The following is a 26082-nucleotide window of genomic DNA, read 5'->3' as shown; positions in this document are numbered from 1 at the left end:
CCGAACGCGGACGTCACACCCTCGGCCGGTGTCCGACGCCACGACGGGCGACCCGTTGCTCGAGGTGGACGGGCTGGTCATCGACCTGCCCGTCGCCGGAGGTGCCATCCGCGTCGTCGACCGGGTGACGTTCGACATCCCGCCGGCGACTACGGTCGGACTCATCGGCGAGTCGGGCAGCGGCAAGACGATGACCGCGAACGCCATGATCGGTCTGCTCCCGAACGGCGCGGCGACCGGCGGGGAGTTGCGCTGGCGGGGCGAGGATCTCCTCCGAGCGAGCCCCGCCCGGAGGCGCCGGCTGCGCGGCCACGAGATCGCGATGATCTTTCAGGACCCGCTGGCCGCACTCAATCCGACGCAGGCGATCGGCCGCCAGGTGGGCGAGATCCTCCGCCGGGCCGGCCGCCCGCGCGCCGAGGTCCGCCAGCGGGTCCTCGAACTGCTCGAACTGGCGGGCGTACCGGAACCGGCCACGAGGATGCGCAGCTATCCGCACGAGTTCTCCGGCGGGATGCGACAGCGGGCCATGATCGCCCTCGCCCTGGCGGGCAGCCCGGCGCTGCTGCTCGCCGACGAGCCCACCACCGCGCTCGACGTCACCGTGCAGGCGCGCATCCTGCGCCTGCTGCGCTCCATCCAGCAGGACCAGGGACTGGCGATGCTCCTGGTCAGCCATGATCTGCGGGTCGTGGCGCACGTCGCGCACCAGGTCGTCGTCATGTACGCCGGCCGGGTCGCCGAGCGCGGCCCCACCACGGCGGTGCTGGCTCGCCCGGCCCACCCGTACACCCGTGCGCTGGTCGAGAGCGTGCCTGCGGTGCGGACCCGTACCGCGCTGGCGCACCCGTTGCCGGGCACGCCGGCCACACCGGCGAACCGGCCGCCGGGGTGCGCGTTCCACCCTCGGTGCCCGTTGGCACGTGATCGGTGCCGCACCGAGGAGCCGGAGCCGAGATCCGTCGCGCCCGGCCGATGGGCCGCGTGCCACTTCGCCGAGGAGCTGCTGTCGCGATGAGTGAAGACGTTGACGCGGGCGGGACCCTGCTGGAGGTGCGCGACCTGCGGGTCACTTTCGGCCGCCGTGGCGCTTGGCTCGGGTCGGGCGCTGACCGCCGTGGCTCGTGGTTCCTGTCGCGCGCTGACCGCTCTGGCTCCTGGTTCAGCTCGCGCGCTGAGCGGCGGTCTGGGCAGTTCGTCGCGGTCGACGGCGTGAGCCTCGCGGTGGCTCCGGACGAGATCGTGGGACTGGTCGGAGAGTCCGGGTCGGGCAAGACCACGGTGGCCCGCGCGGTGGTCGGCCTGGTCCGGCCCGAGTCCGGCTCCGTCCTGCTCGACGGCGTGCCCGTGGGACCGGTCGGGCGCCGGACCACGGCGCAGCAACGTGCCGCGCAGATGGTCTTCCAGGACCCGCGGTCCTCGCTCAGCCCGCGCATGACCGTCGCCGCCATCATCGACGAGGCTTGGCGCACCCATCCGAGCTCGGCCCCGCCCGGCGACCGTACCGCCGCGCTGCACCGCCTGCTCGACGACGTCGGGCTCGACGCGAGCGTCGCCCGGCACCGGGCGGACGAGCTGTCCGGCGGACAGTGCCAACGGGTCAGCATCGCCCGCGCGCTCGCCGTCAGGCCGCGGCTGCTGGTGTGCGACGAAGCGGTGTCCGCCCTGGATGTGTCGGTCCAGGCGCAGATCCTGCGGCTGCTGGTCGACCTACGTGAGCGGCACCATCTGGCGATGCTCTTCATCTCCCACGACCTCGGGGTGGTGCACCAGATCGCGGACCGGATCGCCGTCATGCGCCGTGGTGTGGTGGTGGAAGAAGGGATGACGGCGGACGTTCTCGGGTCGCCGCGGCACGAGTACACCCGCGGCCTGCTCGATGCCGCTCTTGAGCTGTCCACCGCAGGCGTTCAGGACAGCACCTGAGGTCAGCACCTCGGGTCAGCACCTGGGGTCAGCACTTGGGGTCAGCACTTGGGGTCAGCGTCGCACGACGACCGACCCCTGTCCGCTTGGAGAAAGGCGCTTCGTGACCGACCGTCAAGGGACACTGATCATGAACGACGGCCGAACCCTGCTGCGCGGCGTGACCGCGCCCGTCGTCACGCCGATGGCGGCTCCCGGCCGCCCCGACCACCTTGCCGCCCCCGACCTGCTTCCCCGCCTGGCCGCCGCGGGCGTGCGCGGGCTGCTGCTGCTCGGCAGCAACGGAGAAGGTTCGCTGCTGCCCGCCTCGTCCATCGGCGCGTACGCCACGGCCGCCGCCCGCGCCTGGCGCTCCCTCGTCGCCGACGGCCCCGTGCTGGTCAACGTATCGGCGCAGGGCACGCTCGACGCGCGCGCCAAAGCCGAAGCGGCGCTGGCCGCCGAGCCGGACGCCTTCCTGCTCAGCCCGCCGGGCTACTTCAGGCACCGGGACGACGAGATCGTCGCGCATTTCGCCGCCCTGGCCGAGTACGGCGTGCCCGTCGTCGCCTACAACGCGCCCCGCTACGCCAACCCGCTCACCCCCACCCTGGTGGCGCGGGTCCTGCGGCTCGGCCACGTCATCGGGATCAAGGACAGCTCCGGGGACGCGGAGCTGTTCGCGAGCATCGTCGCCATCGCCCGCGAAGTGGGCGGCGTGGGCGTCACCCAAGGGGCGGAGAGCCGGCTCGCCGCCGGGCTGCGTGCCGGAGCCGACGGAATCGCACCGGGTCTGGCCAACTTCGCGCCGGGGCCGATGGCCGGGCTCGTCACGGCGTACGAGACGGGCAACGACGCCGCGCTCGACCATCTGCAGACGGTCGCCGACGGGCTCGCCGCTCTGCACGCCATCCGGCCGGGCGTACCGTCGGTGAAGGAGCTGCTGCGCCAGCGCGGGCTGTGCACCGAGCACGTGGCCCCGCCGCTGCTGCCATGCGACGCGGCCGAACGGGCCGCCATCCAGGTTTTCGCCGCCGACCAGGCCGAACATCTCATAGAAGCGGGGAGCGGCCGCGTACCTCCCGGGCACGGGCCGGAATACTAGGTCTTCAGGTGCGGAACCGGTTGCGGTAGGTGGTCGCGCTGAGTCCGAAGTACGCCTTGAAGCGGCGCGCGAAGTGGCTCTGGTCCGGCCAGCCGACCGCGCGGGCGATCGACGTCACCGGCTCCTCGGTGCGCAGCAGCATGTCGGCCGCGGTCTCGACGCGCAGCCGGCCCAGGTAGGCCATCGGCGGCAATCCGGTGACCGACTTGAACAGCCGCACCAGGTAGGCGGGGCTGAGCGCGACGGCCCCGGCCAGCTCGTTCAGCGTCCAGTCGTGGGCGAGATCCCCCTCCACCATGCCCACCACGCGCATGACGGTCGGATGGGTCGCCGCGCCGTCGGCCGCCGCCTCGTCCTGGCCGGTGTCGACGGTGCGGGACAGGTGCCCGAGGAACAGCGAGAGCCAGCCGATGACGTCGGCCCGGTGCCGCTGGATGCTGCGGTCGCGCAGCCCGTCGAGCGCCTCCAGGTAGCCGAGGCACGTACGCAGATCAAGATCCGCCAAATGGGTGGTCAGCAGGCCGCGCCGCTGTAACGAGTGCGGACCGGTCCAGAGCAGGTAGCCCAGCCGGGGGTCCTCGCGCGTCCACGACAGCTCGTTGCGGAGCAGGTCGGTGCCGATGCAGCAGTTGTACAGGACGAGCCGCGCGCAGTCCTCGTACCCGTGCCAGACGCCTGGACGCAGCAGGACGACGTCCCCGGCCTGCAGTTCCTGCCGCCCAGAGGAGGAAAGGTGTACGGCCGTGCCGGCGACCACGACGGCGATCTCCACGAAGCTGTGCGCGTGCACGGGCTCCTCACCGTCGTGCGTGTAGCGCCGCGCGTAGGCGGGAGAGCCGTCGGCGATGAAGAGCAGACCTCGGGACAACTTCAGGGGGGTGGCCGTCACAGCCGCCACCATAGTCGTCGCATTGATGTCAATTTCATCCGACTAAGACGTGTTTAGTGCTATCTGAGGGCCTGCTCCGGATTCCATGATTTCTGCTGTCCCCTTCTCGAAATATGGGGGACATGTGCCGGTAAGAGAGGACACCCCCTTGTCCAGACTCGTGGCCATCCTTCTGCTACTCATCATCCCCCTCGCCGTCGCCACTCCGGCGCACGCCGACCCCGTCGACGACTCCGCCTACGGAACCCCGCTCGTCGCCGTCTCCGGAGCCGGTGTCATCTGGCACCCGACGACCGGCCTGAGCACGCTCAAGGCGCAGCCGGGCCTCACCGAGGTCGACTTCGCCGACGTCATGACCAGCGCCAACCACCCCATGCGTACCTGCGACAGCACCGAGGCCGCAGGACTGCCGATCAAGCCGGCCGCCACGGTCAGCTGGTGCTGGGACGGCGGTGACGCGAGCACCGAGACGTGGATCCCGCAGAGTCTCACCACCTCCGGCGACGCCGACGACGACGGCACCTGGGGGGCGTACAAGGCCATCCTCAGCGGCTGGAACTACTGCAACTCCAGCGAATGCGGCGCGAACCTCCGCAACAACGACGCCAGGGTCGCCTTCATCGACTACACCAACCCGTCGGCGCCGAAGTACCGCTGGGTCTACCTGGTCGCGCCGACGGACGGCACCACCAACCCGAACGTCACCAGCTACGCCAACAACACCTTCGGCCCCGCCAAGACGCACATGGGCGGCATGGCCTGGTACGGCGACAAGCTGTACGTCAGCGCGACGGGCGCCAACTCCACCGGTATCAGGGTGTTCAGCATGTCGGAGATCCTTCAGGTCAACGACGCGAGCTCGGCGATCGGCAAGACGAGCAGCGGGTACGCCGCCTACGGCTACCAGTACGTCATGCCGGAGGTCGGCTTCTACAGCTACGCCAGCGGCACCTGCACGATGAGCAGCGACACGGGCGTGCCGTGCTTCGCCTCCATCTCCCTGGACCGCAGCACCACCCCCGACTCCCTGACCGCCGTGGAGTACTTCAACAACCCCGCCCTGCACGGCAGGGTCTACCGATACAACCTCGGCGGCGCGAACTTCCTGCTCAGCGCCAACGCCAGCGGCTACACCCCGGCGGCCCAGGCGTACCGCACCCAGGTCGGCAACATGCAGGGGGTGCTGTCCTGGAACGGCACCTGGTATGTGGCGCACAGCTGGTCGGACGAGGCAGGCGAGCTATGGGCCCTGAACACCTCCACCGGCAGATCCCACACCTGCGCCAACCCCTACAGCTCGGCCTATGAGTGCTGGGGGATGCATCCCGAGTCCCTCACCTACGACTACGCCACCGGCCTGGTCTGGTCGATGACCGAATGGACGAAGAACCAGTGCGCCACTGAGACAGCCACCCCACTGAGCTGCGGCCGAGCCATCTTCGCCGTCCCCCGCACCGCCCTCCCCTAGCCCGCGGCCGGGAGCAGGGTGGGCCTCCATCCTGCCTCCCGGTGGGATGGACCAAGCCACCACTAGACTCGGCCCGTGTCGAGACGACAGGAGATCGCCGACGCGGCGATCAGGCTCCTCGCCGCGGAAGGCATGCGTGGTCTGACCCACCGCGCCGTCGACCGGGCGGCCGACCTGCCGGAAGGCTCGACCTCCTACTACTTCAGGACTCGGCAGGCGCTGCTCCAGGCGACGGTCGAGCGGCTCGCCGACCACACCGCCGCCGACCTGGCCGCGATGCAGGAGCGAGCGGAGTCAGCCGGCACCAGTCGAAACGGCCTGGTCGAGGCCGCAGCCTGGCTCATCGGGCAGTGGCTCAGCACGAGCCGCGACCGCCAGCTCGCCAGGTACGAGCTGTCCCTGGAGGCCACGCGGCGGCCCGAACTGCGCGCGGTGCTCGTGGCCGGCGGCGCCCGCGTGCGGGCCCTGATCACCCGCCTGCTGGCCGACTCCGGCGTGCCCGACGCGGACCTGTGGGCCCGTGACCTCATCGCGTACGGCGACGGCCTGCTCCTCGACCACCTGCTCAGCGACCCAGGCGAGTTGCCCGACTTGCGGCCCAAGATCCGCGCGCTGCTCGCCACCGTCGGCGAGGGCTGACTGTACGACCACACCGCCTCAGAGACCGACGCACGCCGTCGATACTCTACAAATGTAGAGGATTCTCCAGTTGTTGAGGAGCGAGAGCGTGACCATCACCTTCCCCACGAGACGCCCATCCCCGTTCGACCCTCCGGAGAAGCTGCGCCGTTGGCGCGAGGAGGCGCCCATCCAGCCCATGCGCTACCCCGGTGGCCACGACGGCTGGCTGGTGACCGGCTACGCGGCCGCCCGGGCGGTGCTGGCCGATGCCCGGTTCAGCAGCCGCCTGGAGAACCTGCGCTGGCCCGTCGCCTGGGAGGGGTTCGATCCGGCGAGCTTCGTCCAACCTCCCGGCTTCTTCATGCAACTGGACCCGCCCGACCACACCCGCTTCCGCCGTCAGCTCACCGCCCAGTTCACGGTGCGCAGGCTGAAGGCCCTGGAGCCGCGGATCAACCAGATCACCACCGAGGTGCTCGACGCTATGGAACGTGTCGGCGCGCCCGCCGATCTAGTACGCGAGTTCGCCCTGCCCGTCCCCTCCCTGGTGATCTGCGAGCTGCTGGGTGTGCCATACGCCGATCGCGAACGGTTCCAGCACGACTCCGCCACTGCCCTGCGCGACGGATCGACAAAGGAGGAGGTCGTCGGCGCGACGGCCTCCCTGTTCGGCTACCTGTACGAGCTCGCGGGGACGAAACAGGCGCACCCGGCGAACGACCTACTCACCAGCCTCGTCACCGACGGCGAACTGACGCAGGAGGAGATCGCCGGGGTCGGCCTGCTGCTCCTGGTGGCCGGCCACGAGACCACGGCAGCCATGCTCGGCCTGGGCGCGTACGTCCTCCTGGAGAACCCGGACCAGCTCGCCGCGCTGCGCGCGACCCCAGCCCGGACGGAGGGTGCGGTCGAGGAGTTGCTGCGGTACCTGTCGGTCGCCCACCTCGGGCCGATGCGGGCCGCGCTGGAGGACGTCGAGATCGCCGGCCGGACCATCAGGAAGGGCCAGGTGGTGACGTTGTCGATCCCAGCCGCCAACCGCGACCCCGAACGGTTCCCGGTTCCCGAGACCCTTGACGTCACCAGGCCCTCGTCGACCGGGCACCTGGCCTTCGGACACGGTATCCACCAGTGCCTGGGCCAACAGCTTGCCAGGCTCGAGATGCGGATCGCGTACTGGGCGCTGTTCGAGCGCTTCCCCGCTCTGCGGCTGGCGGCGCCGCGGGAGGAGGTGCCCATGCGTACGGACATGACCATCTACGGCGTGCACCGGCTCCCTGTCACCTGGTAGGGGCCTCTGTATCCGAACGGTGAGGTCGATCCGGTGGACGTCCGTGGACAGCGCACTAGCCGACCTGGGCGATGTCGACCCGGTGATGCCGGTCGCGGAGCCGTTGCACGGCCTCGGGCGGCGCGTGCGAATCGACCACGATGACGTCGAAGGCGTCGAGAGAAGCGACCCGGTGCAAGGCCACGCGGTCGAGCTTCGTGTGGTCGACCGCCAGGACGCACCGCGTGCCCGCGGCCAGCATGGCCCGCTTCACCAGCACGATCTCCTGCTCCTGGTGGAAGGCGTGCCGGTCGGAGATGGCCGAGGTGGAGACGACCACCGTGTCGGTGTTCATCGCCTCGACCGCGTCGACGCAGGCCACGCCCAGGAAGGAGTCGTGCGTCGGGTAGTACTCGCCGCCGAGCGCCATGAGCCGGATGCCCGGCATGGGGGCGAGGAGCCTGATCGCCTCCAGGAAGTTGGTCACGACGGTCAGGGGAGCCACCTCGTCGAGATGGCGCGCGACGGCCAGCGCGGTCGTGGAGTCGTCGATGATGACCGAGCTCCCCGGCTCGATCAGCCCTACCACATGCCGGGCGATCGCCTCCTTCTCCGCGGTCTGGGCGGTCTTGCGGTAGGCGATGTTGCTCTCGAAGATGCTGGAGGCCTGGGCACTCGCGCCACCGCGATACTTGCGCACCATGCCCTGGCTCTCCAGCTGGTCCAGGTCACGGTGGACGGTCATCACGCTCACGCCGAACGTCTCGGCGAGCTCCGTCATCGAGGCCGAGCCATGCCGCAGGACATGCTCCGCCATGGCCTGGCGCCTGCTGGCCCCACCGGCCGCGCGTGACTTCACCTACGGCACTCCCCATGCATCGGTGAGACCTCCACGAATCCTTCTAATCTCTCACACCACCGGCACCGCGAGGAGCGACGAGCCGGCTTGACTTCAACCTTGGTTGAGGTCCGAGGCTGTTCCCGTACCGATCCATTGGGGAGGGAAGTCATGAGCAGAACTTCGCGGGCTTTGGTCCTCGGCCCCGGAGGCGTCCCCGGGACGGGCTGGATGGCGGGCCTGGCCGCCGGGCTGCGGCACCGCGGAGTGGACCTCGCGGACGCGGACCTGATCGTCGGCACCTCAGCCGGGGCGATCGTCGGCGCCATGCTGGCGACCGGTCAGGACCTCGACCGGCTCGCCACCCGCACAGGTCCCGACCGGGACCCTCGGCAGGACCAGGACGGGCGCACCACCGCCTCGCCGACAGACCCGCAGACGCACCCGCGAACGGACCCGGCGCGGATGGCCGAGGTCTTCACCGTGCTCGGCGACCCCACCCTGGAACCGCAGGAGGCCCGGCGCCGGGTCGGCCGCATCGCCCTCGAGGCTCCCGCCATGCTTGAGGCGGAACGCATCGCCCTGATGGAGTCCCTGATCACCGCGCGCCAATGGCCCGACCGGCGGCTGCTCATCACAGCCGTCGACGCTGAGACCGGCGAGCCGAAGGTCTGGGACCGCGACAGCGGCGCGCCGCTGGTAGCCGCGGTGGCGGCCAGCTCCGCCATACCGGGCGCCTACCCGCCCATCACGATCAACGGCCACCGGTACATCGACGGCGCTCTGGCGGGCGGCGCGAACGTCACCCTGGCCGCCGGCGCCCACGTTGTGCTGCTCGTCGAGCCGCTGGCGCACCTGTTCCCCCGCGAGCCGCTCGACGGGCTCGGCGCGGACACGGCCGTGGCGGTCAGTCCCGATGCCCCCTCGCTGGAGGCGTTCGGTTCAGGCCTGTCAGACGTGGCGTCCTGGCAACCAGCCTTCCACGCCGGAGTCTCGCAAGCCGAACACGAGGCCGAACGGCTGCGCGTAGCCTGGCCCGCCACCACACTGTCTGCGGAAACGGTGAGGAAACAGCCGCTGGCCTAAAAAGTCCTCGAACGTCAGCACGCTGGGAGCGTCTTGGCCCTGCCGAATGCTCCCCGCGCGCTCCCGCGAGGAGAGGACCATTGTTGTGAAGAGTACGACCGCAGCTCGTACTGCCGGTCTGGCCTGCGTGATGCTGGCACTGAGCATCGCCGCACCCGCCACCGCCGCCGACCGACCGCAGACCCGGAACGTACAGGAGGCGTTGAACGCTCTCGCGAAGACCACCGGAGTGGTCGGCGCCATCGGCGAGGTGTACGTCGACGGCAAGCGAGTCGGCCAGGGCTCGGCCGGCTCCCGCCTCCTCGATGGCAAGGGCGGCAAGATCCCCGCCGGCTCCCGCTACCGCGTCGGCTCCCAGACCAAGCAGATGACGGCCACCGTGCTGCTGCAACTGGTCAGGGAGGGCAAGCTCGGCCTGGATGACAAACTCAGCGATGTCCTGCCGCAAGTGGCTCAGCAGGACCTGGTTGAGCGGGCCGATGAGATCACCGTACGACAGCTGATCCGGCACACCTCCGGCATCCCCGACTTCTTCGCATCCGAGCTGTTCGACGACTTCGACTTCACGACCTACCACCCTCCGATCGAGCTGGTGAAGGCCACCCGCGGCCTGCCCCGGACGGGGGCGCCGGGGGAGAAGTTCTCCTACTCCAACACTAACTACATGCTCCTCGGCATGATCATCGAGAAGGTGACCGGCCACCCCCTGTCCGCCGAGCTCGCCCGGCGCGTCTTCGCCCCTGTCGGGATGAGCCGCACCTACCTGCCCACCAAGCCGCCCGCCGCCATCAAGGGCCCGCACGGGCATGGCTACTACCCCGGCCCCGATGGCAAGCTGCGCGACATGGACCGGCTCAACGCGAGTTACGGGTACGCGGCCGGCGGAGTGATCTCTACCGCACGTGACGTCAGCGCCTTCCAGCGCGCGTTCGTCCAGGGCAAGCTGCTGCCGGCGTCGTTGCAACGGGTGATCACCGACCCGCCGGAGGACGCGCCGCCCCAGCCTTCCCCCGGTGCCCGCCTGTGCGGGAGCGAGCCCGCACTGCAGGCGATCGGGGGCAGCGGGTCCGGCTTCGTGGCCACGACCTTCACCTCACCCGATGGCCGCCTGCAGCTCGCCGTGTCCGCCACGTTGAGCGTGAGCAACAGGGACTTCTCCCCAGCCGCCATCGACCAGGTGGCCAAGGCGGTCTTCTGCCCTGGGAAGTAGGCGCCTACCTGCCCCAGTGAGCGCCGATAGGGGCGGTGCGCGCCTGCATGCTTTGGTGAGCGGCGAAGCATTCGCCGCATAAGGTCATCCGCATGGAAATCTTGACTGGCACCGGCGGCGATGCGGCGGCGGGACGCACGGCGTGACGCCGAGAGAGATGCTCGCGGTGTTCGTGGCCGGGGTCTGCGCCGGCACCATCAACACCGTGGTCGGCTCCGGGACACTGATCACCTTTCCCGTTCTGCTGGCCACGGGCCTGCCGCCGGTCACCGCCACGGTCTCCAACGCGCTCGGCATGATCGCCGGCTCCATCAGCGGAGCCATCGGCTACCGGGCCGAACTCAGCGGTCAGAGCCGTCGCATCCTGAAACTCAGCGTGGGTGCCATGCTGGGCGGGCTCGCGGGCGCCACGCTCCTGCTGACGCTGCCCGCCACGGCGTTCGAGACGATCGTGCCGGCTCTGGTCGGCCTCGCCCTCGTCCTGGTCGCGTTCCAGCCCTTGATCAGCAGGTACGTACGAAGCCGCCGCGAATCGCGCGGTAACCCCGGCAGCCGGGACGGCGGTCCGCTGCTGTACATCGGCCTCACGCTGGCCAGCGTCTACGGCGGCTACTTCGCCGCCGCCCAGGGCATCATCTACGTGTCCCTGATGGGCATGCTCCTGGACGAGACCCTGCAGCGCCTCAACGCCATCAAGACCGTTCTGGTCGCCGTCGTGAACGCCGTCGCCGTGCTCTTCTTCCTGTTCGTCGCGGACTTCGACTGGACGGCCGTCATACTCATCGCGCTCGGGTCCGCTCTCGGCGGCCAGATCGGCGCCCGCGTGGGCCGCCGCTTCAGCCCCGCGGTGCTACGAACCCTGATCGTGGCGATCGGCACCGTCACCGTCGCCCGCCTGCTGCTGTGGCCGTGATCGGTCACCGGTCCCACCGAACCGGCAACAGCGCGGACGGGACCTGCGGCACGGCCAGCCGCAGGTAGAAGTAGCCGATCCCGGCAAGACCGAGCATCAGGTTCGGGGTCTCCGCGGTATGAGTCCCGCACGGCCAGCTCACACCGGTGCGCGCGTACCGCTCCAGACCGTGGTCGGCGACAAGCCGCGGGATGTCCATGCCGACGGCGTCGGCGCCGAGCCGTGGGATGACCGTGCCGACGGCGCCGAGGACCTCGCGGGCCTCCTCGAAGGGTTCCGCGTTGCCGGCGAGCCCGTGGCAGAGCGAGAAGTCGGCCCCGCCGCCGTTCGTCAGCGGGCGTGTCACCCGCTCCGTGGTGGCGAGTGCCGTCATCGCGTCATGCCGCCACCGCGCCTCGCCGAGCAGCTCGTACGCGTACAGCCGGGACAGCGCGATGCCCGGCGCGCCATGGCACCACAGGGTCACGAAGGTGCGGGCGCGGCGGTCGGCGGTGTTCTCCCGGAAGTCCGGCCAGTTGCCCTCCCCAACGTCCAGCCAGCGGTCCTCGTAACGCATCGCGTTGCGGGCCCCCGTCGCGAACATCTCCTCGCCGGTCAGCCGGTACGCCTCCAGAAAGGCCACGGCGACCCCCGCCGCCCCGTGCGAGAGGCCGGTGAGGTCGTGCTGATTGCGCAGGCCGGGCGAGCGCCAGGACCAGCCGGTACGGGACTTCCTGGCGGATCTCCCCAACCAGAGGGCCGCCGTGACCGCCGCCTCGGCCATCCGCTCGTCGCCGGTGCACCGGTATGCAAGGGCGAATGCCGGAACGGACCCGGCCACCCCGGACATGAGGTCGTACTCCTGCTCCCCGCCCTCCGTCACTCCGGACATGAGGTCGCGTTCCTGCCCCTCACTCTCCGTCACTCCGGACATGAGGTCGCGTTCCTGCCCCCCGCCCTCCGCCATCCCATGGAGCTGCTGGGCGAGGTCGCGGAGCAGGCCGCTCCCGGCGTCGACGAGCTCCGCGGAGTCGAGCAGCCGGCCGATGCGCAGCGCGGTCGCCGCCATTCCGGCCCAGCCGCTGTAGAAGCCCAGACGGGCGGCCGGGCTGACGTCGTCGCGCCGGGAGACCGCGTGCCGCATCGCCGCCAGCGCCGTCCGGCGGAACTCGTCCTGGCCGGTGGCAGTGGCCAGCTGGGCAAGGAATAACGCGACGCCACTGCTGCCCACGTACAGATTGGGGCCCAGCGCCCGATACGTCAGCGCACCGACTCGGTCCCGCAGGTCCACCGGCTCGGCACCGACCCAGTTGCAGCGCTCCCCCGACCAGACAGCCTCCTTCACGAGCCGCTCGCCGATCGCCACCGCGACCGTCAACTGCTCGGCCGCGGGCCCGCCAAGCGGCGCGGTCATGGGGCGAGAGCCAGGTCTGCGGGCGGGTCAGGGCTCAGGTGTGGGGCGTCCAGGTCGATCCCGGCGCGGGCGAAGCGTTCTTCGACGGCCGCCAGTCTGGCCGCGTCGTCCGTCCACCCCGATTCGTGCGACCGCACCAGCGCCTCCGCGAGCAGCGGGCAGCGGTGCTCCCCGAAGCTCTCCCCCGTTCCCGGATCTTCGGCGAACCCCAGGCCGGGCGCCAGCTCGGCGGTGAACACCGGTGTCCGAGGCGACAGGAATCCACCGATCTCGGCATGCAGCGCCAGCATCAGGTCGGCCAGCTCCGGGTAGTCGTCACGGGCCAGGTAGACCACCCCCGCGTCGCACCGGCTGAAGGCGCCGGGGTCGTTCAGCACCTTGAGCTGGAAGGCCGCGCCCGCCGAGTTGAGCAGCCGCGTCGCGGCCCCGACGAACGGGACGGCCCCGTCCGCGCGGAGGTTCCAGTACAACCGCACCACCCGGCCGCTCGGCCCGGTGTCCATCGGGCGGTCGGCGCGGGCCAGGTAGAAGCCCGGGGAGATCTCGAAGAGCTCCTTGGGCAGCCGCATCGCGGCCCGTTCGCCGACGACCGATACGCCCGCCAGCTCGGTGGCGTGGACGGTCAGCTCCAGCCCGTTCTTGGCGACCATCACCCCGCGCTCGTCGATTCCGCGCACGTGCCAGCCGTCGTCCAGATATCCCTGCCCGCGGTTCGCCGCCGACAGCGCGGCCGCGAAGCCGCTACGGCTCGCGGACGACCCCTGGACATTCCAGCGTGGCGGCTCGGCCCGGCCGCGCCGGTAGAAGTCGCCGTACAACTGACCGGCCAGCCGGTGCACCAGATAGTCCCGGCTGGCACGCGGGCTGAGCACCCGGGCGACGCGCGCGGTCAGCCGGGGCGACATCCGCCCGAACCAGGTGTAGCGCGTCGGCGGGTGAATACGCGTCGCGGCGACGGCCTCGGCCACCAACGCGCGGCTGTCACTCATCAGCCCCTCCTTGCAGGCTCACGCCGACCAGGTCAGCTTCTCGCCGTAGGGGTACACCCAGTCGGCCAGGTTCGCCTCGCAAAGGCACACCGAGCAGATGCTCGACCGCTTCTTCCGGCCGTACCAGCACGTTCTCCGCCAGCTGGGCCAGGCACACCACGGTCGTGGAGACGCGGGCAGCACCCTGGGCCCGTTCGTACGCCGACTGCAGCAGGCGCGCCCCGGCGTAGCGGGCGCTGCGGATCAGCGCCGCGTCCGCCGTCGCGGCGTCCCACCCGCGCGCGCCGGCGTACGCCGCCCAGAACGCGCGCATCGCCGGCCGCATGCGCGTCAGCGGGTACTCGGCCAGCTCCAGATAGCGGTCGGGCAGCTCGCTGCCGGTCACCGGGATCGAGGCCAGCCAGCAGCCGAGGTAGGAGCCGAACACCGAACCGGTGTCCCAGCACGCGTCTCCCAGGTCTGCGAACTCCCAGTCGACGAGCGCCATCCGGGTACGCCGCCCCGACGCCCCGCCCGCAAGGACCAGGCAGTTGTCCCATTTGACGTCGTGGTGGACGAAGGCATCCTGACGCCAGCCGGTACGCAGTGCCGCGAGCGCCGCCCGGAGCTCCGGGGACGACTGCAGGATGCGGACGAGTTCGAGGCCCGCGTTGCTCATCGCGCGGTAGAACGCCGTTCCCGGACGGTCGATCCCGAGAACCCAGGGCAGCCGCCCGGGAAAGTCCGCCGGATTTCGCCGCGCCGCGTGAAAGGCGCGCTCGTGCAGGTCGGCGAGCGCGGTCCCGAGCCGGGTTCCGACGGTGGCCGGAAACCGGCGTGTACGAGAGTGGTACGAGGTGAGATCCGACGCGTCCGGCAGCGATTCCAGGATGAGCAGATCGCGGTCGGCGTCGAATCCACGGCAGCGCGGCAGTGCTCCCGTTATCCCCCCGCCGCTGGAAGGGCGCGGTAGTGAGTCGAGCAGAGAGTAGACCGCCGCCTCGTGCGCCAGCGATCCGCTCCCGGTCCAGCCGGTAGCCGACTGGACCGGATCGGAACGACCCTGCTTGACGAACAGCCCGACCGCCGGCTCAGCACTCACCAGGACGTTGTGATTGCGGCGGGACGCGTCGACGATGGTGAGACCACCGTCGACCACCGCCTCCGGGTGAACGTGCCGCCGATCCAGCAGGTACGTGGTGAGTTCCGGCAGAGCGAGAACCATCGGCTAGCACACGAACTCGCGGGTCGGGCAGAAGGAACCGGTCGGCGTGTCAGGGCAGCGGTTGGTGCAATCGGTCGTCGGGAATCGGCAGGTCGGGATGTGCTGGTTGATCGAACAGTCGATGCCCTGCGTCCCCGAGGCGCGGACGTAGGGGTCCCGGCGCACCGCGAACGGAGCGACGTCGGCCGAAGGCAGGTACCGGGCCGCGATGCCGCCCTGGAGAAAGGACGCTTGCGCCGTGACCGCGGTGACGCCGTACTGAATGCTCATGCTTGTTCTCCCCAAGGATGTGCGGCGAATGATGTCGTCGCATCCGTTTGTGAGGCGGCCCCCTGGAGATATGGCGTTCCACTACGTTCCAACCCGTTCCATGCCGCATGGCCGGGAACCCCGGGGTGAGATCAGCGGCCGGCGAGCTCGGCGAAGATGTCCACCAGCTCAGGCCGGTCGAACGGCCCGAAATGGGGTGCCGCGATGCTTCGCACGTCAGTCGGGTTGTCCGGAGTGAGGCGGTCGGCCTCGTTGATGAACCGGTCCTGCAGCGCCGGCGGAACCAGCCGGTCGAGGGTGAAGCGCACATAGGTACGGGGAATCCGGCCCCAGGTCTCCGCCTGGCCTCGGGCTTCGGCCATGGGAATGGTGGCGGTCTCGTCTGGTTCGAGCAGGTTGAGCAGCCGGCTCACACCTTCGTCGGTGAAGTCACCGGCAACGGCCGCTTTGACGCCTTGGAACACCGCCGGGTCGGCCGAGCGCCAGTTGAGCCGGCTCACCCCCAGGGCCGCTGGGTCGGCGACCATCGCCGCGGTCAATTGGGGGAACAGGCTCTCGCTGTTCTCCGGCGTTTCGAGATAGGCGGCCATGTTCGGCAGGTCGACGCAGCAGTACGCCGCGACATAGACCACCCGGTCGAGCAGGTCGGGGATGGCGTTGCCGACCCTGCTCACGGTGACACCGCCCTGGTCGACGCCGGCGAGGATCACCGGCCCGTGGCGGCGGGCGCGGCGCACCACATCAGCGACCCGCTCGACATAGTCGTCAATGGTGATCTTGGCGAGCGGCGACGGCTCGGTCGCCAGCGCCTCAAGATCCTGCGGCGCCTGGTACCCACGGGGGAAGAACGCCTCGCCGCCGTGTCCCGGAAGGTCGACGGCCACGCTCCGGTGCCCGCGCAGGTTGAGTTCGGTGATCAGCCCGGATGCCAGGGCGGACGAGGAGTTGGTGCCGTGGACGAACACCAGGGTCGGCGGGCGCCGATCAACGTTGGCCGCTGCTTCGTCGTTCATCTGTTCTTCCCTCGTGGTTATTGGGTACCGCTGTGTTTGCTGGATGCCGCGAGTCGGCGGCGTTGTCGTACGTCGCCGTCAACGGCTGGGTGGGCGCCACATCGGCCACAGGAGCGGGCTGTCGGCCACGCGAAGCGGTTCGCCGAGATTCTCGAATCCGTACCGCAGGTAGAGGGCACGGCTCCGGGGCGAACTCGCCTCCAGATAAGTGCCGAGCCCGTCGGCGTCCGCTCGTGCCAGCCGGTGCCGCAGCATCGCCGAGCCCAGCCCGGCCCCCCGCCGCTCGCCGACCACCCCTATGCACGGCAGGTAGAGGTGCGGTTCGTGAGCGGGGTGCCGCTCAGCCAGCGCCTCATCCAGAGCCCGCGCCCGCGCACTGCTCTCACTGAAGAGCATGTCCGGGCCCGTCTCTGGTGCATCCGGACGCCCCTCAGAGACCGGATGCTCCGCAGAGAGCGTCTGGCCCGCCGCCAACGTCAGCCACACCGACGCCCCCTCGCGACGGCCGATCAGGTATGCCTCCCCGGCGGGATGGCTGAGCAAGGAGCGGTAGAAGCGCGGCTGCAGCCGACCTCTCTCGCCCGCCTCAGGGAAGGCCCAGCAGGCGACGGGATCGTTCATGAACGCCACGGCGAGGACGTCCAACACCGCCTGATGGTCTTCGACATCCGCCCGCCGCACGGATGCGTACGCCGTATCAAGTGCCATGCGCACACGGTATCGATGCCGTCGGCTATACGCGCCCTATCCGGACATTTACCGAAAACAAGTGCACTAGTGCTACCAGGAATTGCACTAGTACACCTCCGACCTCACCACCAAGAGATCGGGAGCTCCAACCCGAACATGGTCATGAGGATCCGCCGCCCAGCCCCTGAGGCCGCTCCCACACGTCACGGCCGTTGCGCCAAAGCTCGGAAGCATGCTGCGCGAGCCGGTCGAACAGGCCGTCGTCCTGATGGCGCCGCAGGTGCAGCATCGGTGAGTCGTGCCCCACCAGCTTGGCCAGATGCGGGGCGACAAGCATCTCGGAGTCGAATCGGAAGACACTCATGGCGAGATGCTCATCGCCGAACCGGGCCTCCACCCCCGCGACGTCCCGCAGCCGCTCGATCTCGGACAGAGTGATCCGGATGCGGGTCGAAACGGTCAACGGGGCGTTCTCCGCCTCCTCACGGCGACGGGTCACGTCGCTGTCCGGGTCTCCGACCACGAACCAGATCCTGCATCCCTGCTGGGCTTTCCGCTCAAGGAGCGTTGCGAGGTTGGGGTGTTCGAGCCACAAGAAGTAGTTGGTGTAGTCGGCGAAGACGATCTCGTCGCCCGCGGAGTTGATCAGATTGCACCAGATCGACTTTGGACACACGGAGCGATACGGATAGACGGTCAGGACTTCGCGATCCGGCCCAGTTTTGAGGGTGTTGCGAAGGGCGTCTGGCCATAGCACGGATGTCTCAGCTCCTAGTGCCTCTCCGACGGACCACTGGCGTCGAAGGCGTGGAAGGCGAGTTCGTCCTGCAACCAGCGTCGGCCACGGTGCACCTCGGGGGACTGAGGACGTCGGGGACGTTTTGACGGTAACGCCGCAAGGTCCTGGACGTCTCGATAACGCGGTGTGCACGGCAGGTGACGCTCGGGGAACTATGGCGACGGTACGACGCGAGTGGCCACCACGACGTCGTGCAAGGCGGCCCGGTCGCGGCGGACCAGCAGGAGCGCTATCGACACCCCGGCCAGGGCATACGTCGCCACCAGAAGGGGCATGGCGACGATCGTCTGGTGGCCGCCTGCCAGCCGAGACACCGCCATGTGACCGCACTGCCACGGGAGCACCTTCACGGCATTGCGCATCACGATCCGTGCCGCACCGGGCCGCGCCCCTCTGGTGGTGACCACGGCAAGCCCTGCTCGCCGCTTGCCCCAAGTGGCCTGGTGCCGTCCTGCCTCGCCAATGATCAGATACGCGCCGACCGGCAGTACGGTCAGCGCGGTGATCAGCAGATCGCCGCCCACCGTGCCGGGCCCATCAAACGGCCGTACGCCCGCGAGACGCGGGGGGACGAACACCACGGCCAGCAGGGCCAGCCAGCCGACGATCGCGAGATAGTCCCAGCCGGCCGCCACCAGTCTCGGACGTAACTTCGCCCGGCCACCCTGCGTCTTCCCCAGTTCGTTCGGCATACGGCGCCTCCTCGGCCGGCACGATTGTCCCACTGCGTGCGCCGGCGAGCGCGGTCGCGCCCGGGGCTGACGTCAGGGGCGCTACCCGACCTGCTGGACGATGTTCAGGTCCCTGTCCGGCGGCAGCCGGCCCAGGCGCGGGCCCTTCTCAAGGCGTCGTTGCCACGTGGGGCGAACCGGCTTTGATCCTCACTTCGCCCGTCCCAATAGCCGCGAGACTTCCCGGAAATGCCTCCAGGATTCCGGACATGGACACATATGACCGATGATCCAGTTAAGGAGACCGGATGGGAGATCAGTCAGGCACAGCTGCCAGGTTGAGCACCACCAGTTCGGGGGCCTTCCCCTGACGGCAGGGCTTCGCGCAGGGCGGCGCGTCCCAACTGATCACCAGGCTGGCTGAGGACGAAAGGCCCACACTCATGGCTACCGAACCTTTCGCGTCCTTCCGCCCGATCTCGGCGCTCTGCCAGGTCGCGAGGTCGTACACCTGCGGGCCGGTGTTCACGAACCGATCCGCTCGGATCTGCGAGAACATCGCGTCGAAGATGCCGCGCAAGGGCTGCGGGGAACCGCCGTCGCGACGCCACGCCACCGCCTGCTCGCCCTGCATGCCCGCGCACCAGGTCGGGGCGCAGCGCATTTGCTTGACTCCCTTCGGCGCGCGCAGAGGAGTGCGCTTGCCGGTCTCCAGGTTGACCAGCACCCGCTGGTTCACCTGGTGATCGATGGCCTGCCCAGCGTCGGCCGCCCAGGGCCAGGACACCAGGTGCAGGCCATCTGTGCCGGGCATGGCCCGCGCCGTGCCCCCGGTGATCGGGACCGAGTACAACCCGCCCTCCTTGACCGACCAGACGACGCGGTCACGTAGGACCCCGATGCGGTCGATCGACATCAGTGGCCCGCTGATCCGGCCCACCCTGGCCGCCGTTCCGCCCGAGCGGGGCAGCACCCACAGATCGACGGCGTCGCGGGCATTCAGAACCGTGGCCCACCAGAGGATGTAAGTGGGACCGAGCTCGACGCCCTGGGGGAAGGAGTAGTCCCGCACGTTAGGAATCTCGCCCAGGACCGTGGCCTTTCGCCGCGCCGTGTCGTACACCTCCAGCCTGCGGCCCTCTTGGGGTGACTTGTCCGCCCGCAGCAACAACTCGGTGGCGCTCATCGCGGTGACGGGCCGGTACGTCCAGCCGTCCGCCGCCTTGGCGGGGATGGTGGAGACCGCGGACGGCCAGACCTCGGCGGCGGGCCGGAGCGCACCGGTGCGCGTGGGTGAAGGGCTGGTGGCCATGTCCCGTCGGCCGGACGCGGTCAGCGACCCGGTCGCCAGCACCAGCGCGGTGGCGGCCGCGGCGGCGACCGGCACCAGGACCGCCAGCGCCCGGCGGCGGTGGCGGAGCCTGCGTCCCGCCTGGATGGCGCCCTTCACGTCCACCCGCGAGGGTGGCTGCTCTTCCGGCACCAGCGTGTCGAATATTGGCTTGAGGTCCATCAGCGATCCTCCTTGGTCGCCGCCATGTCCAGCAGCGCGCGCAGGGCCGCCAGTCCGCGGGCGGTCTGGGTCTTGACGGTTCCGGTGGAGCAGCCGAGCACAGCGGCGGTCTGCTCCACGCTCAGGTCGCAGTGGAAGCGCAGCACCAAAGTGGCCCGCTGCCGCGGTGACACCAGGTCCAGCGCGCGGTGCAGATCCATGGCGAGGTCCGCGTCCCCCGCGCGGGCCGCTGCCTCGGGCGGGGCCGCGCTCAGCCTGGTACGGGAGAACCAGCCGGCCCGCTGCTCCTTCAGGAAGACCCGGACCAGGATCACCCGTACGTACGAGTCCAGGTCGGCGGCCTCGCGGGCGTGGCGCCACTTGACGTACAGCCGCGTGATCGCCGTCTGCACCAGGTCGTCGGCCCGATGCCAGTCCCGGCACAGCGCGTACGCGATACGGCGTAACCAGAGCAGGCGTCCGCTGACGTACGCGGTGTACTCCTCGTCGGTGTTCACGCCTGGTGGATGCCTCCGGCGGCCCGCCAGGTTGACAGACGGCTGGGACGAATCTATTTCACCGTCACGATGATGCGGCCGCGCTAGGTGGTCTCAGGCTCCCAGTGTTCGCGATCCGCGACCTTCGAGCCAATGCCCGGCTCTGTCCGGATCAAGCCGTCCGCGCGAAGCTGCCGGATGACCTTCTGTGCCGTGGCGTTCGCGATGCCGAACTCTGCCGTCAGGTCCACGAGCGACGGGACGCGCTCCCCGACTTCGATTTCTCCTGAGCGGATCCGTCCGCTGATCACCGCGTACACCTGTCGCCAACGAGGCTGTTCGGTCTCGATCTGTGCCACGTGATCACGCTAGGGACATCTGCCTCACGTGGCGATGGCGGCGCACCTAGTAGACCTAGCGCACGTAGCGCACTAGTCCTACTCTTGGCACCAGGAAAGACAGGTGAGCGAGGCGAGGCTCAATGGATCAGCCCGATTACGAGACCCCGACCCCGATGGTCGGCTTCGAGGTCTGGCGCCAGGATGACGGGACGTGGCGCGCTCGGCACAAGGACAGCGGCCGGGAGATCAGCGCGGAACACTGGGAACTGCTCATCTGGCGGGCCCGCGAAACGGTCATGTTCGTAGCGATCACGAACATGACCGATTTTCTCCAGCGAGCCACCCCAGACACTGGCGAATCAAAGTGACCGCCGTTCATGTCGCCCTGGAGTGGACCCCGTACATCAAGCGCGTCGAGCGCTCCCGCGTGCTGGAGTTCGTCGCGATGGGCAGAGTCGAGTACGAACTGTGCGGCGAAGGTGGACAGTGGGTCATCCGGCGCACCGACCGAACGAACGGCCCGACCGTCGTCACGGAGTCGAGCCGGGGACGGCCACGCGATGTTCAAGAAGTCTGGCGGAGGATCTGGCTATGGGGTTGACCACTCAGGGCTGGCCGTGTCGCTTCAGGAGGCCACCGCAAGGGCCACGGCCCGTCATCAGGGCGGAAGAAGGAGCGAGCCATCGGCCACCAGCGGTCAACGATTCTGTTAATGGGGAGAGGCTTAAGGGGCTCGAATACTTGGGTTTCGCTGCCGACCAACTCCGGTGTCCCCCTGGACGACAATGCGCTGCTCGCTTTCGACCGCCAGTAACTGGACGGGGTCGAACCGGCTGAACGCCGGGGAGCGCGAGGGGCTGGCAAGCCCCTCGCCCGGGGGCGAAGCCCCCAATAAGGGCGCCCGAGCAGAGCGAGGACCATGCCTTTGCGCGCTGAGCCCCCATAAAACAGTCTGACTTCTATAGCGCGAAGCGCCCCAAGGGAAGTCCTTGCTTGTCAGGGGTGGTAGCCGACCTGCTGGAGTACGGCCGTGAGGTATGTCTTGACGTCGTCCGCGCTCGTCGAGTCCGGGTACGCGCCGAGGTGGTGCAGTATCGCGCCGGTGAGCAGCTGCTGGATGATGTTCAGGTCCCTGTCCGGCGGTAGCTGGCCGTTGTCGCGGGCCCGGCTCAGTGTCGTGACCTCGGCCGAGGCGCGGCCGCCGCCATAGGACTTGCGGTACGTCTGGAGCAGCTCGGGATAGTCGTCCACAGCGCCATAAAGCCTGCGGAGCATGCAGCGGTTTCGCGGCATGCTCAGATAGGTGGCCCAGTCGGTCAGCATCCGGTCGATGTCCGGCCAGTCGAGGACCTCCGACTCGGGGGCCTGGTGGACCGACTCGATGGCCTGGATCAGCAGTGAGGTCTTGTCGGGGAATCTCCGGTAGACGGTGGCCCGGGTCACGCCGGCCCGCTGGGCGACCTGCTCGATGCTGGTGAGCACGGCGCCCCGTTCGATCAGCAGGTCCAGTGCGGCGGCGAGGATGGCCGCGTCCACCTCCTGGCTGCGGGGCCGACCGGCCGGCCGCTGCGAGGTTCCGGTCATGTCGAAGGGGCGAGACACGACCGCATTCTAGCCGCGCGGCGCCGGACCGGCCCGAGCGGCGAGCCTGGGTGATCGAAGGGCATGGGGCCTCCTGCGGTTTGATTTCAATACAGTACTGTACTGTATTGGTAGTGGCTCGAAGCCCTTCACACGAGAGGGCAGATGGGATTCAGCGATGAGCGCCTACGTACTCGGCTTCCACGAGATCGACAAGACCCTGCTCCCCCAGGTCGGTGGGAAGGGCGCCAACCTCGGCGAGCTGTCCGGCATCGACGGCGTTCGCGTGCCGGACGGGTTCTGCGTGACCACTGCGGCGTATCGGGCGATCGTGGAGGGGGATCCCACGGTCAGCATGCTGATCGATGGGCTGGCCGGTCTGCGGGCCGACGACCGCCCGGCCATCGCCGCCGCCTGCGCCCGCCTTCGTGCGACGATCGAGGCGCTGGCCGTGCCCGCTGAGATCGAGCGGGACATCATCACCCACCTGGCGGACCTCGGCGACGTCCCCTGTGCCGTACGGTCGAGCGCCACCGCCGAGGACCTGCCGTCGAGTTCCTTCGCCGGCCAGCAGGACACCTACCTGAACGTCCGCGGACCCGAGTCGGTGGTCCACAACGTCAGGCGGTGCTGGGCGTCGCTGTTCACCGACCGGGCGGTGGCGTACCGCATCAGGAGCGGCTTCGACCACCGCGCGGTCCAGGTCTCGGTGGTCGTGCAGCGGATGGTCTTTCCCGAGGCGGCGGGCATCATGTTCACCGCCGACCCCGTCACGTCCAACCGGACGGTGGTCTCGATCGACGCGGGCTTCGGCCTGGGCGAGGCGCTGGTCTCCGGCCTGGTCAACGCCGACACCTACCGGGTCAAGGCGGGGCAGATCATCGACAAGGTGGTCTCCGTCCAGACGATGGAGCTGCGCGCCTCGGCGGACGGCGGCACGGAGGAGCGGCCGGTGGAGGCCGCGCGGCAGAACGCGCAGACCCTGGCCGACGAGCAGATCCTTCAGCTGGAGACCCTCGGGCGGCGGATCGAGGCCCACTTCGGCCGGCCGCAGGACATCGAGTGGGGCCTGTCCGACGGTGTGTTCCACGTGCTGCAGAGCCGTCCCATCACCACGCTGTACCCGGTTCCGGCCTCGGACGACGGCAAGAACCACGTCTACATCTCGTACGGGCACCGCCAGATGATGACCGACGCGTTCACCCCGCTCGGCCTGTCGTTCTTCCTCCTGCTGGACGAGTGGCTCGGCCGCCCGAAGATGGCGGTGGCCGGGAACCGGTTCTACAAGGACATGTCCAACGAGCTCTCGTCGACGTGGGCCCGGCCGGTCACGATCAAGAGCCTCGGCCAGGTCGACGTGCTGATGGCCAACGCCCTGCGCACCGTGCTGAGCCGGAAGGACTTCGTCAAGTCGCTGGCCCACGGAAAGACGTCGGTGATGAACTTCGGCAAGGGCGGTCCCCTGCCGATGGCTCGCCAATACCTCAAGCTGTCCCGCGAGGACGACCCCAGCGTGGTCCCCGAGCTCATCGCTCAGAACGAGGAGTCGGTGGCCAGGCTCCGGGAGGCGATCGCCGGGAAGTCCGGTGACGACGTGTTCGCGTTCATCATCGAGGACCATCGCGAGCTGACCGACATCATGTTCGAGCCGCGGAGCGTGGCGGCGGCCTTCCTCGGCATCCAGTCGGTGAACTGGGTCAACAAGCACATGAACGCCTGGCTGGGTGTGAAGAACGCCGCCGACGCCGTCGGCCAGTCGGCCGACCACAACGTCGTGGCGGCGATGGGGCTCGACCTGCTCGACGTCTCCGACGTGGTACGGCGGTACCCGGCCGTCGTCGACTATTTCGCGGAAGGCGCGGGCAAGGGCGGACCCGAGCGCGACACGTTCTTCGCCGGGCTCTCCGACCTCGACGGCGGCGACGTCGTGCGCCAGGCCATCGAGGAGTACCTGCACAAGTACGGCATGCACTGCCAGGGCGACATCGACATCACCAGAACGCGCTGGAGCGAGGACCCGACGCTGCTCGTCCCGCTCATCCTCGGCAACATCAAGAACTTCCCGCCCGGCGAGCGCGAGCGCCGCGTCGAGCAGGGGCGCGCGGACGCCGAGCGCTCGATGAACGACCTCCTGGACCAGCTGAGAAGCAAGGTAGGCGGCCGGAAGGCGAAGAAGGCGGCGCGGCAGATGAGCCTGGTGCGCCACTTCATCGGGTACCGGGAGTACTCCAAGCACGCGTGCCTGCAGCGCTACGGCCTGTACAAGCAGGCGCTGATGGGCGAGGCCAGGAAGCTGGTGGCGCAGGGCGTGATCAAGGAGCCGGAGGACGTCTACTTCCTGTCGCTGGAGGAGTTCAGGCAGGTGGTCAACAGCGGGCGGCTGGACTACGCGGTGATCACCGAGCGGCGTGAGGCGCACGAGACGTACCAGAAGCTGACCCCGCCGCGAGTGATCACCTCGGAGGGCGAGGTGATCAACGGCGAGTACGACGCGGGCGACCGGCCCGAGGGGGCGCTGGCGGGCATCCCGGTGTCGTCCGGCGTCGTGGAGGGCCGCGCGCGGGTCGTCCTGAGCATGGAGGACGCCGAGGTGGAGGAGGGCGACATCCTGGTCACGGTCTTCACCGACCCGAGCTGGTCGGCGCTGTTCGTCTCGGTGAAGGGCGTCGTCATGGAGGTCGGCGGGGTGATGACGCACGGCGCGGTGGTCGCGCGGGAGTACGGCCTGCCGTCGGTCGTCGGCGTGGAGGGCGCCACCCAGCGCATCAAGGACGGGCAGCTCATCCGGGTGAACGGCAGCGAGGGCTACGTGGAGCTGCTGTCCTGATCACGGGTTCCGTCAATGTCCGCATCATCGATCTTCGTGGTGTCGCGCGGCTGGACGTACGGCTCCCGTCCGGGGGACTGACCGGCCTCGATGGCGCGTTCGCGGGCGAGCTCGGCGTCGAACTCCACGCCGAGCAGCACGGCGATGTTGGTGATCCACAGCCAGATCAGGAAGACGACGACACCGGCCAGCGCGGCGTAGGTCTTGCTGTAGGTGGCGAAGTTGGCCACGTAGAAGCCGAACACGGCGGACGCGACGATCCACACCGTGACGGCCAGCAGGCTGCCGGGGGTGATCCACCGGAAGCCGGGGTGTACGACGTTGGGCGCCGCCCAGTACAGCAGGGCCAGCACGAACGTCACGACAAGGACCAGGATCGGCCACTTGGCGATGCCCCACACGGTCAGGGCGGTCTGGCCGATGCCGAGGAGCCGGCCGGCCTGGTCGGCGAGCCCGCCGGTGAACACGACGGCGACCGCGCCGGCCGCCATCAGGACCACCAGCACGGTGGTGATGGCCAGGCGCAGCGGCAGTGTCTTCCAGACGGGGCGGCCTTCCGGCATCTCGTACATGACGTTCGAGGCCCGCATGAAGGCCCCCACGTAGCCGGAGGCCGACCACAGGGCGATGGCGAGGCCGACCACGGTGGCGAGGCTCGCGGCGCGCGGGCTCTCCTGCAACGCCTGGAGCGCGGTGTCGATGATCTGCCGCGCGGGTCCCGGCGCCATCGCGCTCAGGTTGTCCACCAGCGGCTGCGTGGCCGACTGGCCGAACACGCCGAGCAGCGAGACGACCGCCAGCAGCGCCGGGAAGATCGACAGGACCGCGTAGTAAGTGAGCGCCGCCGCCCAGTCGGTGACCTTGTCGTCCCTGAACTCCTTGACGGTCCGCTTGAGCACTCCCCACCAGGAGCGCTTGGACAACTCCGCCGGCCCTTCGACTACCTGCGTCACGATCTTCCCGCCCTCAGCTGGTCGTGGCCTGGCGGCTACCCTCGCCCTCCATCCCTA

27 protein-coding genes are annotated in these 26082 nt (G+C 69.4%); 12 read left to right on the top strand and 15 right to left on the bottom strand.

Annotated features, from left to right (window positions below; translation table 11 throughout):
- The first annotated feature begins 28 nt into the window (after window positions 1–28).
- From ACGFJ2_RS22240 to ACGFJ2_RS22230, 3 genes are all read left to right on the top strand, one after another.
- Window positions 29–1018: an ABC transporter ATP-binding protein gene (locus ACGFJ2_RS22240; protein WP_357939310.1), complete on the top strand. Its 990-nt coding sequence runs from the start codon at window positions 29–31 to the stop codon at window positions 1016–1018.
- A complete protein-coding gene (locus tag ACGFJ2_RS22235) occupies window positions 1015–1926 on the top strand; it encodes an ABC transporter ATP-binding protein (RefSeq protein WP_393470998.1) in 912 nt (303 codons plus the stop codon). The genes ACGFJ2_RS22240 and ACGFJ2_RS22235 overlap by 4 nt, the downstream gene beginning before the upstream one ends.
- A 130-nt stretch (window positions 1927–2056) precedes the next feature.
- On the top strand, window positions 2057–3010 hold the full coding sequence (locus ACGFJ2_RS22230) for a dihydrodipicolinate synthase family protein (RefSeq protein ID WP_393470995.1): 954 nt from the start codon (window positions 2057–2059) through the stop codon (window positions 3008–3010).
- Between the two features lie 4 nt (window positions 3011–3014).
- Here ACGFJ2_RS22230 and ACGFJ2_RS22225 read toward each other — a convergent pair whose 3' ends face one another.
- Window positions 3015–3899: an AraC family transcriptional regulator gene (locus tag ACGFJ2_RS22225; protein WP_357939304.1), complete on the bottom strand. Its 885-nt coding sequence runs from the start codon at window positions 3897–3899 to the stop codon at window positions 3015–3017.
- A gap of 148 nt (window positions 3900–4047) precedes the next feature.
- On the opposite strand from ACGFJ2_RS22225, the gene ACGFJ2_RS22220 reads away from it, so the two are divergent.
- The 3 genes from ACGFJ2_RS22220 to ACGFJ2_RS22210 all read left to right on the top strand — a co-directional run bounded on the left by ACGFJ2_RS22220 (window position 4048) and on the right by ACGFJ2_RS22210 (window position 7279).
- Entirely contained in the window at window positions 4048–5367 is a 1320-nt protein-coding gene (locus ACGFJ2_RS22220) for a hypothetical protein (RefSeq protein ID WP_393470991.1), read from the top strand.
- 75 nt (window positions 5368–5442) lie between these two features.
- Window positions 5443–6006, top strand: a complete 564-nt coding sequence (locus tag ACGFJ2_RS22215; RefSeq protein ID WP_393470988.1) for a TetR/AcrR family transcriptional regulator — start codon at window positions 5443–5445, stop codon at window positions 6004–6006.
- Window positions 6007–6094: 88 nt separating this feature from the next.
- The gene (locus ACGFJ2_RS22210) at window positions 6095–7279 is read left to right on the top strand and encodes a cytochrome P450 (RefSeq protein ID WP_393470985.1); all 1185 of its coding nucleotides are present in this window, start codon (window positions 6095–6097) and stop codon (window positions 7277–7279) included.
- 55 nt (window positions 7280–7334) lie between these two features.
- Here ACGFJ2_RS22210 and ACGFJ2_RS22205 read toward each other — a convergent pair whose 3' ends face one another.
- Complete coding sequence (locus ACGFJ2_RS22205; protein ID WP_393470982.1) at window positions 7335–8117, bottom strand: DeoR/GlpR family DNA-binding transcription regulator; 783 nt, start codon at window positions 8115–8117, stop codon at window positions 7335–7337.
- A gap of 150 nt (window positions 8118–8267) precedes the next feature.
- Between ACGFJ2_RS22205 and ACGFJ2_RS22200 the strand changes: the two genes are divergently transcribed.
- The 3 genes from ACGFJ2_RS22200 (at window position 8268) to ACGFJ2_RS22190 (ending at window position 11305) form a co-directional block, all read left to right on the top strand.
- Entirely contained in the window at window positions 8268–9182 is a 915-nt protein-coding gene (locus ACGFJ2_RS22200) for a patatin-like phospholipase family protein (protein WP_393470979.1), read from the top strand.
- A gap of 85 nt (window positions 9183–9267) precedes the next feature.
- Window positions 9268–10392 carry a serine hydrolase domain-containing protein gene (locus tag ACGFJ2_RS22195; RefSeq protein WP_393470976.1) on the top strand — a complete coding sequence of 375 codons (1125 nt, stop codon included), beginning with the start codon at window positions 9268–9270 and terminating at the stop codon, window positions 10390–10392.
- A gap of 157 nt (window positions 10393–10549) precedes the next feature.
- Window positions 10550–11305, top strand: coding sequence for a sulfite exporter TauE/SafE family protein (locus ACGFJ2_RS22190; RefSeq protein WP_393471423.1), 756 nt, complete (start codon window positions 10550–10552; stop codon window positions 11303–11305).
- 4 nt (window positions 11306–11309) lie between these two features.
- Here ACGFJ2_RS22190 and ACGFJ2_RS22185 read toward each other — a convergent pair whose 3' ends face one another.
- The 11 genes from ACGFJ2_RS22185 to ACGFJ2_RS22135 all read right to left on the bottom strand — a co-directional run bounded on the left by ACGFJ2_RS22185 (window position 11310) and on the right by ACGFJ2_RS22135 (window position 20682).
- Window positions 11310–12698, bottom strand: a complete 1389-nt coding sequence (locus ACGFJ2_RS22185; protein ID WP_393470973.1) for a lanthionine synthetase LanC family protein — start codon at window positions 12696–12698, stop codon at window positions 11310–11312.
- On the bottom strand, window positions 12695–13687 hold the full coding sequence (locus tag ACGFJ2_RS22180) for a T3SS effector HopA1 family protein (RefSeq protein WP_393470970.1): 993 nt from the start codon (window positions 13685–13687) through the stop codon (window positions 12695–12697). Before ACGFJ2_RS22180 ends, ACGFJ2_RS22185 begins: the two co-directional genes overlap by 4 nt.
- Entirely contained in the window at window positions 13680–14891 is a 1212-nt protein-coding gene (locus tag ACGFJ2_RS22175; protein ID WP_393470967.1) for a phosphotransferase family protein, read from the bottom strand. Before ACGFJ2_RS22175 ends, ACGFJ2_RS22180 begins: the two co-directional genes overlap by 8 nt.
- A 3-nt stretch (window positions 14892–14894) precedes the next feature.
- Window positions 14895–15161: a hypothetical protein gene (locus tag ACGFJ2_RS22170; protein ID WP_357939282.1), complete on the bottom strand. Its 267-nt coding sequence runs from the start codon at window positions 15159–15161 to the stop codon at window positions 14895–14897.
- Between the two features lie 131 nt (window positions 15162–15292).
- Window positions 15293–16174, bottom strand: a complete 882-nt coding sequence (locus ACGFJ2_RS22165; RefSeq protein ID WP_393470964.1) for an alpha/beta fold hydrolase — start codon at window positions 16172–16174, stop codon at window positions 15293–15295.
- A gap of 78 nt (window positions 16175–16252) precedes the next feature.
- Window positions 16253–16882, bottom strand: a complete 630-nt coding sequence (locus ACGFJ2_RS22160; protein WP_357939278.1) for a GNAT family N-acetyltransferase — start codon at window positions 16880–16882, stop codon at window positions 16253–16255.
- Between the two features lie 142 nt (window positions 16883–17024).
- On the bottom strand, window positions 17025–17540 hold the full coding sequence (locus ACGFJ2_RS22155; protein WP_393470961.1) for a hypothetical protein: 516 nt from the start codon (window positions 17538–17540) through the stop codon (window positions 17025–17027).
- Window positions 17541–17815: 275 nt separating this feature from the next.
- A complete protein-coding gene (locus ACGFJ2_RS22150) occupies window positions 17816–18355 on the bottom strand; it encodes an RDD family protein (protein WP_393470958.1) in 540 nt (179 codons plus the stop codon).
- Window positions 18356–18650: 295 nt separating this feature from the next.
- Window positions 18651–19847 (bottom strand): hypothetical protein, encoded by a 1197-nt coding sequence (locus ACGFJ2_RS22145; protein WP_393470956.1) that lies wholly within the window; start codon window positions 19845–19847, stop codon window positions 18651–18653.
- Complete coding sequence (locus ACGFJ2_RS22140) at window positions 19847–20344, bottom strand: sigma-70 family RNA polymerase sigma factor (protein WP_393470953.1); 498 nt, start codon at window positions 20342–20344, stop codon at window positions 19847–19849. The genes ACGFJ2_RS22145 and ACGFJ2_RS22140 overlap by 1 nt, the downstream gene beginning before the upstream one ends.
- 83 nt (window positions 20345–20427) lie before the next feature.
- Window positions 20428–20682: a winged helix-turn-helix domain-containing protein gene (locus ACGFJ2_RS22135; protein WP_358532978.1), complete on the bottom strand. Its 255-nt coding sequence runs from the start codon at window positions 20680–20682 to the stop codon at window positions 20428–20430.
- Between the two features lie 122 nt (window positions 20683–20804).
- On the opposite strand from ACGFJ2_RS22135, the gene ACGFJ2_RS22130 reads away from it, so the two are divergent.
- Together ACGFJ2_RS22130 and ACGFJ2_RS22125 are read left to right on the top strand one after the other, a co-directional pair.
- Entirely contained in the window at window positions 20805–21032 is a 228-nt protein-coding gene (locus ACGFJ2_RS22130; protein WP_393470950.1) for a hypothetical protein, read from the top strand.
- Window positions 21029–21265, top strand: a complete 237-nt coding sequence (locus ACGFJ2_RS22125) for a hypothetical protein (RefSeq protein WP_393470947.1) — start codon at window positions 21029–21031, stop codon at window positions 21263–21265. The genes ACGFJ2_RS22130 and ACGFJ2_RS22125 overlap by 4 nt, the downstream gene beginning before the upstream one ends.
- Before the next feature lie 395 nt (window positions 21266–21660).
- On the opposite strand, the gene ACGFJ2_RS22120 is transcribed toward ACGFJ2_RS22125, so the two are convergent.
- A complete protein-coding gene (locus ACGFJ2_RS22120) occupies window positions 21661–22266 on the bottom strand; it encodes a TetR/AcrR family transcriptional regulator (protein WP_393470944.1) in 606 nt (201 codons plus the stop codon).
- Window positions 22267–22423: 157 nt separating this feature from the next.
- Between ACGFJ2_RS22120 and rph the strand changes: the two genes are divergently transcribed.
- A complete protein-coding gene (rph, locus tag ACGFJ2_RS22115) occupies window positions 22424–25072 on the top strand; it encodes a rifamycin-inactivating phosphotransferase (RefSeq protein ID WP_393470941.1) in 2649 nt (882 codons plus the stop codon).
- Here rph and ACGFJ2_RS22110 read toward each other — a convergent pair.
- Window positions 25051–26025: a YihY/virulence factor BrkB family protein gene (locus ACGFJ2_RS22110; RefSeq protein ID WP_393470938.1), complete on the bottom strand. Its 975-nt coding sequence runs from the start codon at window positions 26023–26025 to the stop codon at window positions 25051–25053. The two genes, rph and ACGFJ2_RS22110, sit on opposite strands and share 22 nt — an antisense overlap.
- Between the last annotated feature and the right edge of the window lie 57 nt (window positions 26026–26082).

Origin of the sequence: Nonomuraea sp. NPDC049028, from assembly GCF_043197735.1 — a bacterium.
In the GTDB taxonomy this organism is placed as follows: domain Bacteria; phylum Actinomycetota; class Actinomycetes; order Streptosporangiales; family Streptosporangiaceae; genus Nonomuraea.
Note: the sequence above shows the minus strand (reverse complement) of the source record. Positions and strands in the feature narration are given on the sequence as shown.

Excerpts from the sequence above, each read along its gene's own strand:
- ACGFJ2_RS22235 (WP_393470998.1), top strand. The coding sequence starts at position 1,015 with ATGAGTGAAGACGTTGACGCGGGCGGGACCCTGCTGGAGGTGCGCGAC.
- ACGFJ2_RS22230 (WP_393470995.1), top strand. The coding sequence starts at position 2,057 with ATGAACGACGGCCGAACCCTGCTGCGCGGCGTGACCGCGCCCGTCGTC.
- ACGFJ2_RS22200 (WP_393470979.1), top strand. The coding sequence starts at position 8,268 with ATGAGCAGAACTTCGCGGGCTTTGGTCCTCGGCCCCGGAGGCGTCCCC.
- ACGFJ2_RS22190 (WP_393471423.1), top strand. The coding sequence starts at position 10,550 with ATGCTCGCGGTGTTCGTGGCCGGGGTCTGCGCCGGCACCATCAACACC.
- ACGFJ2_RS22185 (WP_393470973.1), bottom strand. The coding sequence starts at position 12,698 with ATGACCGCGCCGCTTGGCGGGCCCGCGGCCGAGCAGTTGACGGTCGCG.
- ACGFJ2_RS22180 (WP_393470970.1), bottom strand. The coding sequence starts at position 13,687 with ATGAGTGACAGCCGCGCGTTGGTGGCCGAGGCCGTCGCCGCGACGCGT.
- ACGFJ2_RS22175 (WP_393470967.1), bottom strand. The coding sequence starts at position 14,891 with ATGGTTCTCGCTCTGCCGGAACTCACCACGTACCTGCTGGATCGGCGG.
- ACGFJ2_RS22170 (WP_357939282.1), bottom strand. The coding sequence starts at position 15,161 with ATGAGCATTCAGTACGGCGTCACCGCGGTCACGGCGCAAGCGTCCTTT.
- ACGFJ2_RS22165 (WP_393470964.1), bottom strand. The coding sequence starts at position 16,174 with ATGAACGACGAAGCAGCGGCCAACGTTGATCGGCGCCCGCCGACCCTG.
- ACGFJ2_RS22160 (WP_357939278.1), bottom strand. The coding sequence starts at position 16,882 with ATGGCACTTGATACGGCGTACGCATCCGTGCGGCGGGCGGATGTCGAA.
- ACGFJ2_RS22150 (WP_393470958.1), bottom strand. The coding sequence starts at position 18,355 with ATGCCGAACGAACTGGGGAAGACGCAGGGTGGCCGGGCGAAGTTACGT.
- ACGFJ2_RS22145 (WP_393470956.1), bottom strand. The coding sequence starts at position 19,847 with ATGGACCTCAAGCCAATATTCGACACGCTGGTGCCGGAAGAGCAGCCA.
- ACGFJ2_RS22130 (WP_393470950.1), top strand. The coding sequence starts at position 20,805 with ATGGATCAGCCCGATTACGAGACCCCGACCCCGATGGTCGGCTTCGAG.
- rph (WP_393470941.1), top strand. The coding sequence starts at position 22,424 with ATGAGCGCCTACGTACTCGGCTTCCACGAGATCGACAAGACCCTGCTC.